Source organism: Halomonas sp. WWR20, from assembly GCF_054602495.1.
This window is the reverse complement of sequence record NZ_JBTRHR010000001.1, coordinates 282230-298445: the sequence shown is the minus strand read 5'-3', so window position 1 is coordinate 298445 and position 16216 is coordinate 282230. Positions and strand designations below refer to the sequence as shown.

The window sequence follows — 16216 nt, the reverse complement described above, 5'->3', positions numbered from 1 at the left end:
CTCGCATGATCCAGGTCCACCATCTGGAGAACTCTCGTTCCCAGCGCGTACTGTGGCTGCTTGAAGAGCTGGGGCTCGATTACCAGCTCGTCGAGTACCGTCGCGATCCTCAAACGCTGTTGGCGCCGCCGGAACTCAAGAAGGTCCATCCGCTGGGCAAGTCACCGGTGATTACCGATGCGGATATTACCGTTGCTGAATCCGGCGCGATCATCGATTACCTGATCGACACCTATGACCCCCAACACCGCCTGATTCCGCCGTACGGTAGCGCCGATTACCGCCGTTATCGTTACTGGCTGCATTATGCCGAAGGCTCGGCAATGCCGCCGCTGGTCATGAAGCTGGTCTTTTCACGGCTCGACAAGCCGCCGGTGCCGGCATTGATCCGGCCCATCGGACGCGTGCTGGCCAACGGGGTCAGGGATAAGTTCCTCGAGCCACAGATCCGTCAGCATCTGGCTTTCTGGGAAAGCGAACTGGGGCGCTCGACCTGGTTCGCCGGCGATCAGTTCACCGCGGCGGATATTCAGATGAGCTTCCCGTTGCTGGCACTCGAAGCGCGCGGCGGTTTCGACCAGCACCCCAACGTTACGGCATGCCTGGCGCGCATGCGCGAACGGCCCGCCTACCAGCGCGCCATGCACAAGGGGGGCGAATTTCGTATGTCGAGTTGATCTCGCTCATGAGGGAGGCTGCTACGAGGCGGGAAGCTTTACCTGGGACGCAAGTTGTTCTTAGCTTGGAGTGTTCCAAGGGCATGTTACCCATCAGGAAGAGAGGAGACATAGGATGTCGCGATTGGTCATGATGATCTTGATAAGCGGCCTGGCATTGCCGGCACTGGCGCAGACCACGCTGGAGAAGGCCCAGAATGAGGCGACCAACCAGGAAAAACCCGCCACCGTCGGAATCGATAAGGCAACGGCAGAACGGGAGATACGGCCCTGCAAGGAGTTGCGTGCCGAAATCGACGCTAAAATCCAGGCCTCGGGTGCCGAGAACTATACGCTGGACATCGTGCCTCAGGCGCGCCTGGCCAACGATGTCGGGCCGAGTGAAGCCGACCCGCAAGGGGAAGTCGTGGGCAGCTGCGACAGTGGCACCAAGCGGATCATCTATCGGCGCCAGTGAGCGGCGGTCAGATCAGCGCCGCAAGTGATACACCGCACGTCCCAACCATTCGTGCAGGGCCTGGGTACTCTGGCGTAGATGGTAAGCGCGCGGTATCCAGGCCATGATGCCCGGAGGCGGGGCACTGGCGAATTCGGTGGGGGCGGGAATCACCTCGAAACCCTCCGCCTCGAAAGCGGAAACGGCACGCGGCAAATGCCAGGCCTGGCTGACCAGCACAATGCGCTTGATTCCCGCCGTGTCGAGTTGCTGCGCGGTAAAGCGGGCATTCTCGGCAGTCGTACGACTGGCCGTTTCGCGCCAGCGCACCGGTATGTCAAAGACTTCTTCAAGCGCCTTGGCCATCAGGGTCGCTTCGGCCATGGGCTCATCGAACCCTTTGCCTCCACTGACGAGAATCGGCAACTTCGTATCACGTGCGAGTTTGGCGCCGTAGGCCAGACGCCGCCAACTGGCATTATTGGGTGCATCGCCCCAGCCGAATTCCGGCGAAGCGTAATCGCGTCCACCGCCGAGGATCACGATCGCTTCGGCTTCATCCAAGCGTTGCGCCGTTGGCGATGGGTAATTCTCCAATCCATGACGAAGAGCATGACTGATCACCGGTGTGGCCAACAGGATCAGGCTGACCACGCCCAATGCAATCAGTCCGCCGCTCAACCAGGGCATTCGCCGCCATAGCAGGATACCCGTCACGATGAGCAGTATATTGACCAGCGGTGGCAACAGGGCGAATTTGAACAGATTCAGCGTCATCCAGTAGAACTCGGACCGGGTGGAGGCGGGCCGCCAAGGATACCCGAGTGTTCACAGCGGCGTACAGATTATGCTTTGTCTGGCACACGCTGGCGTCAGGCGCTAGGCAATCTCGACCTTATGAGGATACTCGCAGAGATCCTCGATGACGCAACTGCCACAACGCGGCTTGCGCGCCACGCAGGTATAACGGCCATGCAGAATCAGCCAGTGATGGATGTCCTGCTTGAATTCCTTGGGTACGCAGCGCAGCAGTTTCTTCTCGACCTCGACCACATCCTTGCCCGGAGCGATGCGGGTGCGGTTGGAAACCCGGAAGATATGCGTATCCACGGCGATGGTGGGATGGCCGAAAGCGGTGTTGAGAATCACGTTGGCGGTCTTGCGCCCCACGCCGGGCAGCGACTCCAGTGCCGCCCGGGTCTGCGGCACCTCGCCCTGGTACTGATCGACGAGTATGCGGCAGGTCTTCATCAGGTTGGCGGCCTTGGTGTTGTACAGACCGATGGTCTTGATATGTTCTTTGAGCCCCTCGAGACCCAGATCGAGGATCGCCTGTGGCGTGTTGGCGGCGGGAAACAGGCGGGCGGTGGCCTTGTTGACGCCGACATCCGTCGCCTGGGCGGAAAGCAGCACGGCGGTGAGCAATTCGAAGGGCGTCGCCCAGTTCAGTTCGGTGGTCGGCGCGGGATTGTGCTCACGCAGCCGGGCGAAGATTTCGTAGCGTTTTTCGGCGTTCATGACTCGTCCGGAATTATTTGATGATACCGGTGACCCTGACCCGGCGACTCTCGCGGGGGCTGGCGGCGTGCGGTATTTTGCGACGGCGCGTCGCGTGGTCATCGATGGCGTTCTTGAGCGCAATCAGCAATCCGGTGGCGAAAAAGGCCCCCGGCGGGAGCACCAGAAACAGGAAATCGTAGTCGGGAAATACGTTCAGTTGCCAGTCCGAGGCGATCGGCCCGAGCAGCAGATCCATGTCGGCGAACAACGTCCCCCGGCCAAACAGCTCGCGCAGAGCGCCGAGCAGCAGTAGAACGCCACCGAAGCCGAGCCCCATCATCAAGCCATCCGTCGCCGCGGGCAGCAGCGCGTTTTTCGAGGCGAAGGCGTCCACACGACCAAGAATTGCGCAGTTGGTGACGATCAACGGAATGAATATGCCGAGTACCTGATATAACCGGAAGGTGTAGGCCTGCATCAATAGTTCGGCGCAGGTGACGAACGCGGCGATGATCATCACGAAGGCCGGCAAACGCACGTTTTCCGGCACGTGGTGGCGAATCAGCGACACCGAAACGTTGGCGCCGACCATGACCAGCAGCGTCGCCAATCCCAGCCCCAGGGCATTTACCACGCTGGTCGTCACGGCCAGTAGCGGGCATAACCCCAGCAACTGCACCAGTGCGGGATTGTTCGCCCACAGTCCGTTGCGCATCAGGGTATTGAATTGGCTCATGTGGCGTCTCCCCGGGGCTCGCTCAATAGCCTCTCGCGGTGAGTGGCGAAGTATTCCAGGCTGCGGCGTACGGCACCGATGACTGCGCGCGGCGTGATGGTCGCGCCGGTAAAGGCGTCGAAGCGACCACCGTCCTTTTCCACGGCCCACTGCGGTGGCGGCGGGTTGTCCAGCGACAAGCCGGTGAATTGGGTAATCCAGTCGGACTTGCGCACTTCAATCTTGTCGCCCAGCCCCGGCGTTTCCTGGTGATGCAACACTCTGACACCGGTCAACCGGCCTGTCGTGTCGATGCCCACCAGCAATTGAATGGCCCCGCTGTAACCGTCGGGCGCCACGACCGGCAGGATCACGGCGCTGACCTCGCCCTGGCGTCGGGCCTGCCAGGCGGTAAAGGGAGCGGGCTGGCCCAACGCGTCAGCTGCAGGCAACAGCATGACGCTGTCGAGCAGGTTATTATCGTGAAGCGTGTCGGGAATCACCTGTCCCAGCGCTTGATACTCGCTTGCCAAGCGATTGTCAGCGATACGCTCGGCGGTAAAGGCCTGGGTGACGGCAATCACACCGACGGTGACCAGCGCGAACAGCCCCAGCCCCACGGCATTGCGAATGATGCTGCGCATAAGTTCGCTCATGGCGTGTCCCTGTCGTCATCGAGGGGGGGCACCTTGATGCCGCGCCTGGGGCGCGCGTGGCCGTAGACCCGGGGCTGCGTGTAGTAATCGATGAAGGGCACGGCGAAGTTCATCAGCAACACGGCGAAGGCAACGGCGTCCGGGTAAGCGCCATAGACCCGAATCAGCATCACCAGCAGACCGATGCCGATGCCGTAGATCCACTTGCCCTTGCGGCTGGTGGCGGCGCTGACCGGGTCGGTGGCGATGAAGAAGGCGCCGAACATTGACGCTCCGCCCAGCAGATGAAACAAGGGGCTGGCGTGATGGCTGGGCTCGCCGGCGTAGAGTAGCGAAGCCACCAGGGTGAGAGTGCCCAGCATGGCCACGGGAATGCGCCAATCGATCACCCGCTTATAGAGCAGCAGGCCACCCCCGACCAGCCAGGCCAGCGCGGCATGCTGCCAGGCGGACAGGGTGCCGTCGGGTAGCGGAGCGCCGGCCCAGAATTCGCTGGCCATCTGGGTCGCCGGTTTATGCTTGAAGGCATCGAGTGGCGTGGCGCCAGTCATGGCGTCGGCCGGGGCACTCAGCCCCGTTACGTGGCCCAGCGCTTGACCCAGAGAGATGGCGTCGGCACCCAGCAGCCCATGCGGCGGCGCCCATTGGGTCATGGCCAGCGGAAAGGCCAGCAGCAACAGGGCATAACCGACCATGGCGGGATTGAACAGATTCTGACCCAGCCCGCCATAGAGGTGCTTGGCGACGACGATAGCCGCCGCCATGCCGACCACGATCAGCCACCAGGGCACCAGCGGCGGTAACGCAACCCCGAGCAGCACCCCGGTCACGAGTGCACTGTTGTCGCGCAGGGTAACCTTTACCGGGCGCCCGCGCAGGGCCAGCATGGTGGCCTCCAGCAGCACGCCGGTCAGCGCGGCAAACAGCACATTGATCAGCACGCCCCAGCCGAAGTGCCAGGTGAGTGTGGCGATACCCGGTAGCGTGGCGAGCAGGACCCAGGCCATGATGCGTGCCGTGGACGTGGGTATCGGTGGGCGGGCGGCGGATGAGGATCCCGCGTGGATCAGGCTCATGTCTCCGTCTCCTGATGGCGGCTGTCGCAGGGGGCGAAGCTTTCGCGACTGTCACTTGCATCGCCGTTTTGCGGGCCGGTTTGCCGCTCGCCGATGGCGGCCTGGGCGCGCTCAAGGTTGGCCGTGGTGCGTTCAAGCTTCTGGCGTGCCGCATCGCGTACCTGCGGATCACTGTTAGCGTCGAGCGTCTCCCAAGTCTTCTGCGCCTTGCGTTGCGCCGCCTGCGCGGCAGCGACGGCGATCCTGCGCTGTTTCAGCGCCTTGTCGTGGGCGGTCTGTTCCGCGGCGGAGCGCGATTCCGCTGAATCGCCGGACGCGCTAACCCGCGTGTTCCGGGTCGCGGGCGTAGGGGAATCACCCGCTGGAGCGTCGTCGGCCTGGGCACTTGTCAGACGGGTCTCGACGGTCTGCAGATGCTCTCTGGCCGTGGCGAGTTGGGTTTCCAGATCGGCGAGCTGACCGGCATCGCTTTCGCCGGATTCGCACCGCGCCAGGGCCTTTTCGGCTTTCTTCACTGCGGCACGGGCCGCGGCCTGGGCGATCTTCAGATTCCTGATCTGGGGTTGCGACGGGGGCCGAGAGGCCGGTGCGACAGACGCGCTCTGGGTACGCTCGGAAGTCGGCGCAGGGGGCGTCGCTAATGACAGCGCCGATGCATCTCGCGGACGCTTGAGCGCCTGGGCGCGCTGCAGGCGCTTGGCATCCTTTTCCGCCTCCTCGCGTGCTAGCCGCGCCTGGCGGAACTCGAAGCGGTGACGCGCATGTTCGGCGCGGCGCGCCTCCTGTCGACGCACGCGAATCTCGTCCTTGCTCTTGCGGTAGTGCTCCACCAGCGGAATATGGCTGGGACAGACATAATCGCAGGCAGCGCATTCGATGCAGTCGAAGAGATTGAACAGTTCGGCCTTGTCGTGCTCGCGTCCCTTGGCGAACCAGTACAACTGCTGCGGCAGCAGGCTGGCCGGACATACGGCTTCGCAGGCCCCGCAGCGGATACAGGGCTGTTCGGCGGGTGCCGGGGGAAACTCCTCGATGCTGCCGGCGATCAGGCAGTTGCTGGTCTTGAGTATCGGCAATGCTAGGCTTTCCAGGGCGAAGCCCATCATCGGACCGCCCATGACCAACCGTGCGAGTCGGTGCGTATGCAGTCCTGCACCTGTCAGCAAGTCCTTGATCGGGGTGCCCAGCCGTGCCTCGACGTTGCCGGGGCGCTCCAGCGCCTCGCCGGTCAAGGTCACGACGCGCGAAATCAACGGCTCGCCGTCGCGTACCGCGCGGATGGCGGCCAGCAACGTGCCGGGGTTGTGGCACAGTACGCCGATATCGGCGGGCAGTCCCCGGCTGGGAACTTCACGGTCGGTTAGTAGCTTGATCAGCTGTTTTTCGCCGCCGCTGGGGTAGCGGGTGGGAACGCGGTGCAGCGTGATGGGAAGCGTCTCGTCGGACGATGCGTCAAGAACCGCTTGCAGTGCTGCGGCGGCTTCAGGCTTGTCGTCCTCGATGCCGACGAGAACGCGTTGGGCCCCCGACACCTGAGCAAGCAGCCGAGCCCCGTCAAGGACATCGGCGGCATAGTGGCGCAGGGTGAGGTCATCGGCGGTGATGTAGGGTTCGCATTCTGCGGCGTTGACGATCAAGGTGTCGATGGCATGGCGTTCGCGTACCCGCGCCTTGACCGCACTCGGGAAACCGGCGCCCCCCAGGCCTACGATGCCCGCCTCCTGCAGTCGCGCGATCACTTCATCGTCCCGGCAAACGCGCCAGTTCAGGGGCGTCATAGTGAGGCGTTCGTCACGGTCGTCGCCTTCGATCTCGATGCAACGTGCTTCGCCGCCGGCGGGATGCGGAACCGGGTACGTCTGGATGGCGCTGATCGTACCGCTGATACTGGCGTGCACCGGGGCCGAGATCATGCCCTGGGCGCGGGCTATCAGCTCGCCGGTGCGAACACGCTGGCCGACACGAACCACCGGTTGCGCAGCGGCGCCGATATGCTGGCCCAATGGCAGGATGACTCGACTGGGTAGCGAGGCCTGGCGCAGCGGGGCCCGGTTGGAAAGTGTTTTGCGTGTCGGCGGCAGTACGCCGCCATGGAAGGTAAAATGGCTAGCCATGTGCCACCTCCCGGTCGGAAGCGATGATCCCGCCGCCCACGGCGGGGGCATCCCAGCGCCAGTCGTCCAGGCCTTGCGTGCGAGGCAGCATATCGATGCAATCCACCGGGCAGGGCTCGACGCACAGGTCGCAGCCGGTACATTCATCGATGATCACGGTATGCATGTGTTTGGCGGCACCGAGAATCGCATCCACCGGGCAGGCCTGGATGCACTTGGTGCAGCCGATGCATTCGTCCTCGCGGATATAGGCGACCTTGGGCTGGCTGTCGGTCGTTTCGCCATCCGGGCCATCCAGCGGCAGCACCTCACGGCCAAGCAGGTCGGCCAATGCCACGATGGTGTCCTCGCCACCCGGCGGGCACTTGTTGATGGCGTCACCCTTTGCGATAGCCTCGGCGTAGGGCCGGCAGCCGGGATAGCCACACTGGCCGCATTGCGTCTGCGGCAGCAGGGTATCGATGTTGGCAGCGATCGGATTGCCTTCGACCTTGAAGCGCTGCCCGGCGTAGCCGAGCAGCGCCCCCAAGGTCATGGCCAATCCCGACAGGGCCACTATCGCGGCTAGTACGCCGTGCTCGGTGAGCCATTCCAGCATGAGCGATGTTCACTCCTCGTTCGCATAAGCCACGGGCAGGAAACACTGCCCCTGCGCTTTAAAGTCGCGTTTTCCAAACCAGAGCCCTTTAAATCCGAGCTCTGTAAGCCTGACTCTTCAAAACTGTACTCTTAAAGCCGTACTCTTAAAGCTGCACCAGGCCGGTAAAGCCCATGAAGGCCAGCGACATCAGGCTGGCGGTAATCATGGCGATGGCGGCGCCCTGAAACGGGCGAGGGACGTCGGCGGTGGCCAGGCGTTCACGCATGGCGGCAAACAGTACCAGCACCAGCGAAAATCCCACCGCTGCGCCAAAACCGTAGAGCGTCGCTTCCATGAAACTCGATTGCCGGTTCAAGCTGAGCAGCGCCACGCCGAGCACGGCGCAGTTGGTGGTGATCAGGGGCAGGAAGATGCCCAGCACCTGATACAGCAGAGGGCTGGTCTTGCGTACCATCATCTCGGTGAACTGCACCACCACCGCAATCACCATGATGAAGGCGAGCGTGCGCAGGTACGCGAGCCCCAGAGGGGCCAGCAGGTAATGGTAGGTCAGGTAGCTGGCAATCGACGACAGGGTGAGGACGAAGGTCGTCGCCAACGACATCCCTATCGCCGATTCCAGCTTGTTGGAAACGCCCATGAAGGGGCATAACCCGAGAAACTGTACGAGGACGAAATTATTGACCAGGACGGTGCCGATCAGAATCAGGAAATAATCGGTCATGGAACCCGCGAGTCATGTCGAGACGGCTATTCGCCGGGTCGCCAAGCCCAAACTCCAAGCCGTAGCGCCAACAGCGTGATATCAGGCTCGAGATTATACGCCCCCCTCCGACCAGCGTATACCGGCCGGCTTCAGCCTAGGGGCAAGTGACGGCTTCGGTGTGCTCGTGGCTGACGCGGTTGCGCCCGGCCTGCTTGGCGACATATAGCGCCGAATCGGAAATCCGCAGCAGGCACTCGCAAGTATAGGGTGTGTCCGGAGCCGATACGCCGACGCCGATACTGACGGTAACGACCGATGCGGTGGGAGAGGCGGTATGGGGCATGGCGAGCTGCTCGATTTCCTGACGCAGCGCTTCTGCCTGTTGCAGGGCCTCATCGGGTGCCGCTACCGGCAGGATGACGATGAACTCCTCGCCCCCGGTGCGTGCAACCAGCTGCTGGCGAAGGGTGAAGTGTTGCGTCATCACCTTGGCAAGCGCTATCAGGCAGGCATCGCCAGCCTGATGACCGTAATGATCGTTGTAGGCTTTGAAATGGTCGGCGTCGATCATGAGCAGGGCGAGCGACTGCCGTTCACGTTGAGCGCGGTTCAGCGAGGTTTGCAGGAAGCTATCGAACAGGCGCCGGTTGGCAAGCCCGGTCAACGGGTCCTGTTGCGACAGCTCGACGAGTACTGAGGTCTGACGCTGTTGGTGCTTGAGTAAGCGGTGAAACTGGCGGACCAAGGTACCGATTTCGTCGCGTCGCTTCAGCAGCAAGGCAGGGGGAGAAGCATTGAGGTTGTGGCGCCGCAGGGCTCGGGTGAAAACAGCAAATTGACGCAAGGGAGTCAGAATCATGCGCTCGAGCAGCATCAGCACGACCATCACCACCAGTATCAGCAGACCGACGGTCCAGTACAGGGTAAAGCGAAATGCGCCCATGCTGTTCTGAAAGCGTTGACGGGGCAGGATCATTTGCATGTTGAGACGATAATGGCTGGGCAGGGACTTGAGCGAACGCGTGGCGACCATATGCTGAGCGCTTCTGCGTGCCAGCATCGTCCTGGGGTTGGCCTCGGATCCCTTGACGACCTTAACGGAGATATTGTGCCCGGTTTCATTCCTGAGCTGCTTGAACCACTGGCTGTTCATGATCCGTACCATGCCCAGCCAGCCGGCAACGGGGCCGCTGCCATCGCTCTTGACGATCGGCCACAGGCTGATCAGTGCCTGTTCCGGCTTGGCCAGCAGCCAGGTATTTGCCTGGCTGGCGGCGCCACTGTCGATCTGATCACGTAATACTTCGACGATAGGTGCAGACCAAGCGCATTCACCGCTATCGGCAGGGCAGGAGGTATAGGCACCGTCGCTGGGAGTGAGGCCGGCGATTCGGTAGGGCGAGCCATCGGGTCGGAAATAGGCGATCAGGCGCAGGTTGGCGTCCTCGAAGACCATCGCATCCCTGAGGTTGGACGTAAGATAGCCGGGCATCAAGCCCTGCAGAAAGGCATGGCTATCGTCCCAGGTCGCCCAATCTTTGGTCAGCAGGCTGAGGTGGGCCAGTTCGCTATCGATCACTCGCTGGGCCTTGTCGAGCTCTAGACTGGCGTATCGCTCCTCTTCGGCCAGCATTTCGGGAATCACGAACAGGCGTGTCATTACCCCCAGTGTCGTCAGGGCCAGCAGTAATACGACGCCCAACGCCAGGAAGAAGCGGTTGCGCAGAGAGGACAGGGCTCGATTCATAGAATCTCGATCGCTGGGTTGGGCGTCCCGGGGGGCGTCTCACGTTGAGGTGAGTCGTGATATAGCCAAGGACTTATCGGCAGCAGAGAGGCAATCTTGAGCGGGGTTTGCCATCCATTCGTCGAATGCGCTGCAGCCACATGGCTTGGATGGGGAACAGCAGGGCCGGGCGGAGCGCGGAAGAATCGGAGCGTAGCGGAAAAAAGCAGCGAGCGCATGATGCGCTCGCTGGCGGGTGTCAAAGAGTCGTATCAGGTAACGCGAATACCGGGCTCGGCGCCGGAATCCGGCTGCAGCAGGTAGATTCCGTTGTCGTCACCGGCGGCCAGCACCATGCCCTCGGAGACGCCGAAGCGCATCTTGCGCGGCGCCAGGTTGGCGACCATCACCGTCAGGCGACCTTCCAATGCTTCCGGCGCATACGCGGAACGGATACCGGAGAACACGGTGCGTGTCTCGCCGCCCAGGTCGAGGGTCAGCTTGAGCAGCTTGTCGGCGCCTTCGACATATTCGGCAGCGGCGATGCGCGCGACGCGCAGGTCGACCTTGATGAAGTCGTCGAAGCCGATTTCGTCGGCAATGGGATTGTCGACCAGCGGGCCCTTGGCTTGTTCTTTCAACTTCTTCTCCTCCGCCAGATCCTCCTTGGAAGCCTCGATCATCGCATCGATCCGGTCACGCTCGACGCGGGTCATCAGCGGCTTGAACTTGTTGATCATATACCCTTCCAGCACGTCATGGCGGGTATACCAGTCCAGGCTGTCGAGATTGAGAAAGGCGCGCGCCTCGTCGGCCATGGCCGGTACCACCGGGGCGAGATAGATCATCAACTGACGGAACAGGTTGATGCCCACCGAGCAGATGTCGAGGACCTCCTGCTCGCGGCCTTCCTGCTTGGCCAGCACCCATGGCTCCTTGTCGGCGATGTAGGTGTTGGCCTCGTCGGCCAGTTCCATGATCTTGCGCATCGCCCGACCAAACTCGCGCACCTCGAAGTCCTCGGCGATCTCATCGCCGGCGGCGATGAAGCGCGCCACCATTTCCGGTTCGGCGCAGGTCGCGGCGAGCTGGCCGCCGCCGAGCTTCTTGATGAACCCGGCACAGCGGCTGGCGATGTTGACCACCTTGCCCACCAGATCCGCGTTCACGCGGAAGGCAAAATCCTCCAGGTTGAGATCAAGGTCATCGACCCGCGAGGTCAGTTTGGCGGCGAAGTAGTAACGCAGATACTCCGGATTCAGGTACTCGGCGTAGGTCTGGGCCTTGATGAAGGTGCCACGCGACTTGGACATCTTGGCACCGTTGACGGTGACGAAGCCGTGGCAGTTGATGCCGGTCGGGGTGCGCATGCCCGCGCCTTCGAGCATCGCCGGCCAGAACAGCGCGTGGAAGTAGACGATGTCCTTGCCGATGAAGTGATACACCTCGGCATCGGAGTCCTTCTTCCAGTAGCTGTCGAAGTCGAGACCCTCGCGATCGCACAGGTTCTGGAAGCTCGCCAGGTAACCGATCGGCGCATCCAGCCACACGTAGAAGTACTTGCCCGGTGCGCCGGGAATCTCGAAGCCGAAGTAGGGCGCGTCGCGGGAGATGTCCCACTCATTGAGACCCGTCTCGAACCACTCCTGCAGCTTGTTGGCGATCTGCGGCTGCACGCGGCCGGAGCGCGTCCAACGCTTCAGGAACTCCTCGAAGTCGGGCAGCTTGAAGAAGTAGTGCGTCGAGCTGCGCACTTCCGGTGTGGCGCCGCTGATCGCCGAAACCGGATCGATCAGCTCCGCCGGGGTGTAGGTCGTGCCGCAGGCCTCGCAGTTGTCGCCGTACTGATCCGGCGTCTTGCACTTGGGACAGGTGCCCTTGATGAAGCGGTCGGCCAGGAACAGTCCCTTGACCGGGTCATACATCTGCTCGATGTCGCGGGTCGAGATGTGACCGGCATCACGCAACGCAGTGTAGATGCGCTCGCTGTGGACGCGGTTCTCTTGCGAATGCGTGGAGTGATAGTTGTCGAAGGCCACACCGAAGCGCGAAAAATCCGCCTGATGCTCCTGTGAGACACGCTCGATCAGCTGCTCCGAGGTGATGCCTTCCTGTTCGGCACGCAACATGATCGCCGTGCCGTGGGCATCGTCGGCGCATACATAATGGCACTCGTGACCGCGGCTCTTCTGGAAACGCACCCAGATATCGGTCTGGATGTACTCGAGCAGATGGCCTAGATGAATCGAGCCGTTGGCATAGGGCAGGGCACTGGTAACCAGGATCTTGCGCTGGGCATTGGCGGTAGTGGGCATGGCGGCTCTGTGACTGGTAGAAACGAAGAATTCGGGCGCCACTAGGACTCGGGCATGAGCTAGGACGAAAGGGCGATTGTAGCCCGCTTGGCGGTCGGGTGCATCCGTCCACCAGCCGTAGTCCAGCTTTCGTCCAGGCTTGATCGCTCAGGACGCTTCTATACTCGGCTAGGCGTATGCGAAAAGCCTCAAGAAATGCTATTCATGCCGAATGGAGTTTCATTAAAGTTAATGAAAATGACTGGCTGCGTGATGTTAGGCCAGTCGTTAGAGGATTCTAACGAGTCGCTAGGCCTTGTCTGAAAAGCCGCCGAGCAGGCCAGTTATAGCCAGGCCTGTTGGGGTTGAGTGTCGGATAGTGAACATGGTGGAACCAAGAAGCGGCCGCTTGCCGTTCCCGACAGTGACCGCTCCCCGTTATGGTTCAAACTAGCAAAGCCAGTTGCCGTTGCCGTTGCCGGACAGAAGCGCGAAAAGCAGCCATTCAATCTTTATCCGACCGGTTACTTGCATATCAACATCAGTGAAATATGCATTGATGAAGGCAAGGTTTATCTACTTGTGGCGGTGGACCAGGCATCCAAGTTCGTTCACGCACCGTTATATAGGCAGGTGACGCGGCAGATCGCTGCCGACTTTAAACACGCTGAGAGCCCTGCCTTGCCGCGTCTGCATGGTACTGAAGGACAATGACGTGCAGTTTCGAAGAAGGCCGGGATAGAGGCCTACAAGCATCTATGGGCCTATAACAGCACTTGGCCACTCAGAGCGCTAAAAGGTAAGATGCTTATAGGATTTATCCTTGATCAGTGGCAGGAAGAGTCCCAGAGACTTTATGGCGATCCGGAACACTTCTTTGCGGGACCAAACAGTTAGTAGCGCACTGATCGGTCAAGCTTAAACAATGCCACTTCAGATCCTGATGTAAAAACTCGAAACGGTTTCAGTCTTTAGCGAGGCCTGACGTGGTGAGCGGAACTGTCTAGCAGCTAATCTATCGGCGGGGACATATTGCCGTAACCTAATCGGTATTCTCGAGGTGAAAGGCCGTATTCATTTTTAAAAGATTTGCTGAAATGAGATGGATTGTTGAAACCCCATTTATAGGCAATTTCGGTTATATAGCATGAGGTCCCCGAGCTCAAATCGACTATCTCATCACGGCAACATTCCAGGCGGCGACGAAGTATATAAGCATGTATCGTATGGCCGTTATCTGAGAAGACTTTATGTAAATTGCGCTTGCTGCAATTGAAGGCATTTGCCATAATATCTATAGATAGATCGGGATCGCTAAGATTATTTTCAATAAAAGAAATGATTTGCGTGCGTAAGGATGCCTTTTTAGACAGCAAAGGTTGTGTGTCTTCTTTCTCGCTTACGGCTTCTCTAAACAATCTCGCGGTAGACAAGGCTATTGCTTGGGCAGCTCGTTCACTACAAGCTGTCGACTCCCAAAAAACCGACTGTAAAAATTGTGCTGCGATTAAGCCAATCCCCTCATTAGCAGAAAAAGCGTTTGCGATCAGCGAGCTGTTGCCAGACTTGCGCACGCCTATCTCATTTTCAGGGATAAGCAGCAGAAACTGCTCTACTTCACCGTTGTTGCGGGTCGCAAAAGGCCCTCGGGTATCATAAATTGCCCATTGACCCGCAGAGAGGGTTGATGTTTTTCCGTTATGTAGGAACTCGCTCTTACCATATGTTTGAACAATAATAAGTTGGTATGGAGTTGGGGAGGCTGGCTCCATGGTAGGCTTGCTATCGCGGCGAAAATGTTGTTGGTTCGCATTGATTTTACAGATGCGCAAATCTCCTATATTAACGTACTCTGCCCGCGCTTGGAAATTGGGTTGTTTGCTATTGATACCTTGTAACAATTTCAGCGACTGCCAATGTGTACGCTGAAGGCCGTTAGTGCATATGAACTCATAAAAAAAACGCGTCCAATGGTTTATTCTTTCCTGAGGCTGAATGAGATCAGTGGAGAATAATTTATGTGCGTTCATTGTTATTGTTCCTCTGGAACCCCTTCGCAGGGTCATCGATAAACTAGGTTTTCTCTCACTTGGCTCTTCTTGTGATGCTCCTAATGCAACCAATATCAGAGATAAATGACACAGATTCAGTATAGTTCGATAGGTTGTCAATGAGGTTGCTACTATAGTCTATTGGCCATCCTCGCATAAGTTGACTGAGTTTCAACAGACGGTTGTCTAGCTCCCCTCCACAATTAATCGTGCATATTCCCTTCCAGACAAGTTCTGTACGTTCCGAAAACAGGAAGCTAAAGCTGCGAGCCCTATAGTTACTGCAGCTCGTGGCACCGAGACATGTCATGGGCAGGAGACCGAGTAGAGCAGTGCGTAGCGGACTCGTAGGTTGGCTAAACACATGCCCAACATTTAACCGAGTCATGATCGCCTCGGTATTTCTTTCTTAATCTACGAGTGGGGTGGCCCAATGAATGGCAAAGTGGTTGGTGATATGTACAGTGCAGCTCAACATTCTGAGCGTGAGCTTAGCGACGCCGAGCAGCGTAACAAAGACATAGTTATGGATTACTACGATCTTATGATGTATCGAGAAACGCCCGACTTTGAAGGCGCTGAAAAATACTGGGACGACCATTATATACAGCATGACGCCCTTATCCCTCAGGGCCGTGAGGCAATAAAGCAATTTACACGCGAACTTTATGAAAAATATCCTGAGCGTTGGACACAAACCAAACGAGTCTGGGTTGATGGTAATTTTGTCATCATGCACTTACATGTTATTGAGGAGCCCGGCACACCAGGGCTATCAATGATTGATATCTTCCGCGTTGAAAAAGACAAAGTAGTGGAACATTGGGATGTGTTCCAAGCAATCCCGGTGGATGCCATCAATGACCCCTTCTAATAACTCATATCGCTTTCATGGCCAGGTCGCGTTAGTTAGTGGTGCGCTTCGGGGCATAGGAAAGGCCGTTGCACTGGCCTTTGCCGCTGAATCGGCAATTCTTGTCCTAGTCGATATCGATAAGGCTATTTTTGAGGTGGCCGAGGAGATACGTCATGCTGGCGGAGAAGCGATTGCTGTGCATGCAGACCTTAGCAATGCTGATGAATGCCAGCGAATGGTGAAGATTGCATTAGAGTGTTACGGACGTCTCGATATCGCTTGCAACAATGCGGGCATTGCTGGCCCTGTGGGCACTGATGTTGCCCAAATAACCTCATCCGATTGGCAGCGCGTGTTACAGGTGAATCTATCCAGCACCTTCTACTCTTTGCAAAGTGAGTTGGAGTCTATGCGAGCAAATGGCACAGGGGCGATAATTAATATCGCCTCTGTGGGAGGGCTCTTAGGTGCGCAGGGTTCTGCTGCGTACTGTGCCAGTAAACATGGTGTAATCGGGCTGACCCGCGCGGCAGCACTTGATGCTATCGCCTGCGGGGTGAGAGTCAACGCCATATGCCCTGGAGCAACCCAAACCGATATGCTACGCCAAACATTCTCGGCACCGGGTATGCAAGAGAAGCTAATGTCAGATATTCCTATTGGTCGCACAGCCGATACGGGGGAGATTGCCCGAGCCGTACTTTTCCTAGCCTCCTCTGATGCATCATATATTGTTGGCCAGGCCTTGCCCGTCGATGGGGGAGTGACAGTGGGCTAACTATCGGTTACTTATTGGGCGTACATGGAT

Annotated in this window: 16 protein-coding genes; 5 read left to right on the top strand and 11 right to left on the bottom strand. The window is 59.1% G+C overall.

The window, feature by feature from the left end; translation table 11 throughout:
• Positions 1 to 5: 5 nt before the first annotated feature.
• Both ACW4DH_RS01340 and ACW4DH_RS01335 read left to right on the top strand, forming a co-directional pair.
• Complete coding sequence (locus tag ACW4DH_RS01340; RefSeq protein WP_459634551.1) at positions 6 to 677, top strand: glutathione S-transferase family protein; 672 nt, start codon at positions 6 to 8, stop codon at positions 675 to 677.
• 115 nt (positions 678 to 792) lie between these two features.
• On the top strand, positions 793 to 1134 hold the full coding sequence (locus tag ACW4DH_RS01335; protein ID WP_459634550.1) for a DUF1161 domain-containing protein: 342 nt from the start codon (positions 793 to 795) through the stop codon (positions 1132 to 1134).
• A 12-nt stretch (positions 1135 to 1146) separates the two neighbouring features.
• Here ACW4DH_RS01335 and ACW4DH_RS01330 read toward each other — a convergent pair whose 3' ends face one another.
• The 10 genes from ACW4DH_RS01330 to metG all read right to left on the bottom strand — a co-directional run bounded on the left by ACW4DH_RS01330 (position 1147) and on the right by metG (position 12522).
• A complete protein-coding gene (locus ACW4DH_RS01330; protein ID WP_459634549.1) occupies positions 1147 to 1890 on the bottom strand; it encodes a YdcF family protein in 744 nt (247 codons plus the stop codon).
• Between the two features lie 102 nt (positions 1891 to 1992).
• Positions 1993 to 2631, bottom strand: coding sequence for an endonuclease III (nth, locus tag ACW4DH_RS01325; RefSeq protein WP_459634548.1), 639 nt, complete (start codon positions 2629 to 2631; stop codon positions 1993 to 1995).
• Positions 2632 to 2644: 13 nt separating this feature from the next.
• Complete coding sequence (locus ACW4DH_RS01320; RefSeq protein ID WP_459634547.1) at positions 2645 to 3349, bottom strand: electron transport complex subunit E; 705 nt, start codon at positions 3347 to 3349, stop codon at positions 2645 to 2647.
• Positions 3346 to 3984 carry an electron transport complex subunit RsxG gene (gene rsxG / locus ACW4DH_RS01315; protein ID WP_459634546.1) on the bottom strand — a complete coding sequence of 213 codons (639 nt, stop codon included), beginning with the start codon at positions 3982 to 3984 and terminating at the stop codon, positions 3346 to 3348. The genes ACW4DH_RS01320 and rsxG overlap by 4 nt, the downstream gene beginning before the upstream one ends.
• Complete coding sequence (locus ACW4DH_RS01310; RefSeq protein WP_459634545.1) at positions 3981 to 5060, bottom strand: RnfABCDGE type electron transport complex subunit D; 1080 nt, start codon at positions 5058 to 5060, stop codon at positions 3981 to 3983. Before ACW4DH_RS01310 ends, rsxG begins: the two co-directional genes overlap by 4 nt.
• A complete protein-coding gene (gene rsxC, locus ACW4DH_RS01305; protein WP_459634544.1) occupies positions 5057 to 7174 on the bottom strand; it encodes an electron transport complex subunit RsxC in 2118 nt (705 codons plus the stop codon). Before rsxC ends, ACW4DH_RS01310 begins: the two co-directional genes overlap by 4 nt.
• On the bottom strand, positions 7167 to 7772 hold the full coding sequence (rsxB, locus tag ACW4DH_RS01300; RefSeq protein ID WP_459634543.1) for an electron transport complex subunit RsxB: 606 nt from the start codon (positions 7770 to 7772) through the stop codon (positions 7167 to 7169). Before rsxB ends, rsxC begins: the two co-directional genes overlap by 8 nt.
• Before the next feature lie 145 nt (positions 7773 to 7917).
• Positions 7918 to 8499, bottom strand: a complete 582-nt coding sequence (gene rsxA, locus ACW4DH_RS01295) for an electron transport complex subunit RsxA (protein ID WP_459634542.1) — start codon at positions 8497 to 8499, stop codon at positions 7918 to 7920.
• Between the two features lie 136 nt (positions 8500 to 8635).
• Positions 8636 to 10228 (bottom strand): diguanylate cyclase domain-containing protein, encoded by a 1593-nt coding sequence (locus ACW4DH_RS01290; RefSeq protein WP_459634541.1) that lies wholly within the window; start codon positions 10226 to 10228, stop codon positions 8636 to 8638.
• Positions 10229 to 10479: 251 nt separating this feature from the next.
• On the bottom strand, positions 10480 to 12522 hold the full coding sequence (gene metG, locus ACW4DH_RS01285) for a methionine--tRNA ligase (protein ID WP_459634540.1): 2043 nt from the start codon (positions 12520 to 12522) through the stop codon (positions 10480 to 10482).
• Positions 12523 to 12870: 348 nt separating this feature from the next.
• Here metG and ACW4DH_RS01280 point away from each other — a divergent pair, with 348 nt between their 5' ends.
• On the top strand, positions 12871 to 13215 hold the full coding sequence (locus ACW4DH_RS01280; RefSeq protein ID WP_459634539.1) for a hypothetical protein: 345 nt from the start codon (positions 12871 to 12873) through the stop codon (positions 13213 to 13215).
• A gap of 296 nt (positions 13216 to 13511) precedes the next feature.
• Here the strand turns inward: ACW4DH_RS01280 and ACW4DH_RS01275 are convergent, their stop codons facing one another.
• Positions 13512 to 14531 (bottom strand): helix-turn-helix domain-containing protein, encoded by a 1020-nt coding sequence (locus tag ACW4DH_RS01275; RefSeq protein WP_459634538.1) that lies wholly within the window; start codon positions 14529 to 14531, stop codon positions 13512 to 13514.
• 454 nt (positions 14532 to 14985) lie between these two features.
• Here ACW4DH_RS01275 and ACW4DH_RS01270 point away from each other — a divergent pair, with 454 nt between their 5' ends.
• Complete coding sequence (locus ACW4DH_RS01270) at positions 14986 to 15426, top strand: nuclear transport factor 2 family protein (RefSeq protein ID WP_459634537.1); 441 nt, start codon at positions 14986 to 14988, stop codon at positions 15424 to 15426.
• Entirely contained in the window at positions 15413 to 16186 is a 774-nt protein-coding gene (locus ACW4DH_RS01265; RefSeq protein ID WP_459634536.1) for an SDR family NAD(P)-dependent oxidoreductase, read from the top strand. Before ACW4DH_RS01270 ends, ACW4DH_RS01265 begins: the two co-directional genes overlap by 14 nt.
• Positions 16187 to 16216: the final 30 nt, after the last annotated feature.

Bases quoted from the DNA above. Each gene is read 5' to 3' on its own strand.
- rsxA (WP_459634542.1), bottom strand. From the start codon at position 8,499: ATGACCGATTATTTCCTGATTCTGATCGGCACCGTCCTGGTCAATAAT.
- ACW4DH_RS01290 (WP_459634541.1), bottom strand. From the start codon at position 10,228: ATGAATCGAGCCCTGTCCTCTCTGCGCAACCGCTTCTTCCTGGCGTTG.
- ACW4DH_RS01310 (WP_459634545.1), bottom strand. From the start codon at position 5,060: ATGAGCCTGATCCACGCGGGATCCTCATCCGCCGCCCGCCCACCGATA.
- rsxB (WP_459634543.1), bottom strand. From the start codon at position 7,772: ATGCTGGAATGGCTCACCGAGCACGGCGTACTAGCCGCGATAGTGGCC.
- ACW4DH_RS01270 (WP_459634537.1), top strand. From the start codon at position 14,986: ATGAATGGCAAAGTGGTTGGTGATATGTACAGTGCAGCTCAACATTCT.
- ACW4DH_RS01340 (WP_459634551.1), top strand. From the start codon at position 6: ATGATCCAGGTCCACCATCTGGAGAACTCTCGTTCCCAGCGCGTACTG.
- metG (WP_459634540.1), bottom strand. From the start codon at position 12,522: ATGCCCACTACCGCCAATGCCCAGCGCAAGATCCTGGTTACCAGTGCC.
- nth (WP_459634548.1), bottom strand. From the start codon at position 2,631: ATGAACGCCGAAAAACGCTACGAAATCTTCGCCCGGCTGCGTGAGCAC.
- rsxG (WP_459634546.1), bottom strand. From the start codon at position 3,984: ATGAGCGAACTTATGCGCAGCATCATTCGCAATGCCGTGGGGCTGGGG.
- rsxC (WP_459634544.1), bottom strand. From the start codon at position 7,174: ATGGCTAGCCATTTTACCTTCCATGGCGGCGTACTGCCGCCGACACGC.
- ACW4DH_RS01265 (WP_459634536.1), top strand. From the start codon at position 15,413: ATGACCCCTTCTAATAACTCATATCGCTTTCATGGCCAGGTCGCGTTA.
- ACW4DH_RS01275 (WP_459634538.1), bottom strand. From the start codon at position 14,531: ATGAACGCACATAAATTATTCTCCACTGATCTCATTCAGCCTCAGGAA.
- ACW4DH_RS01320 (WP_459634547.1), bottom strand. From the start codon at position 3,349: ATGAGCCAATTCAATACCCTGATGCGCAACGGACTGTGGGCGAACAAT.
- ACW4DH_RS01335 (WP_459634550.1), top strand. From the start codon at position 793: ATGTCGCGATTGGTCATGATGATCTTGATAAGCGGCCTGGCATTGCCG.
- ACW4DH_RS01330 (WP_459634549.1), bottom strand. From the start codon at position 1,890: ATGACGCTGAATCTGTTCAAATTCGCCCTGTTGCCACCGCTGGTCAAT.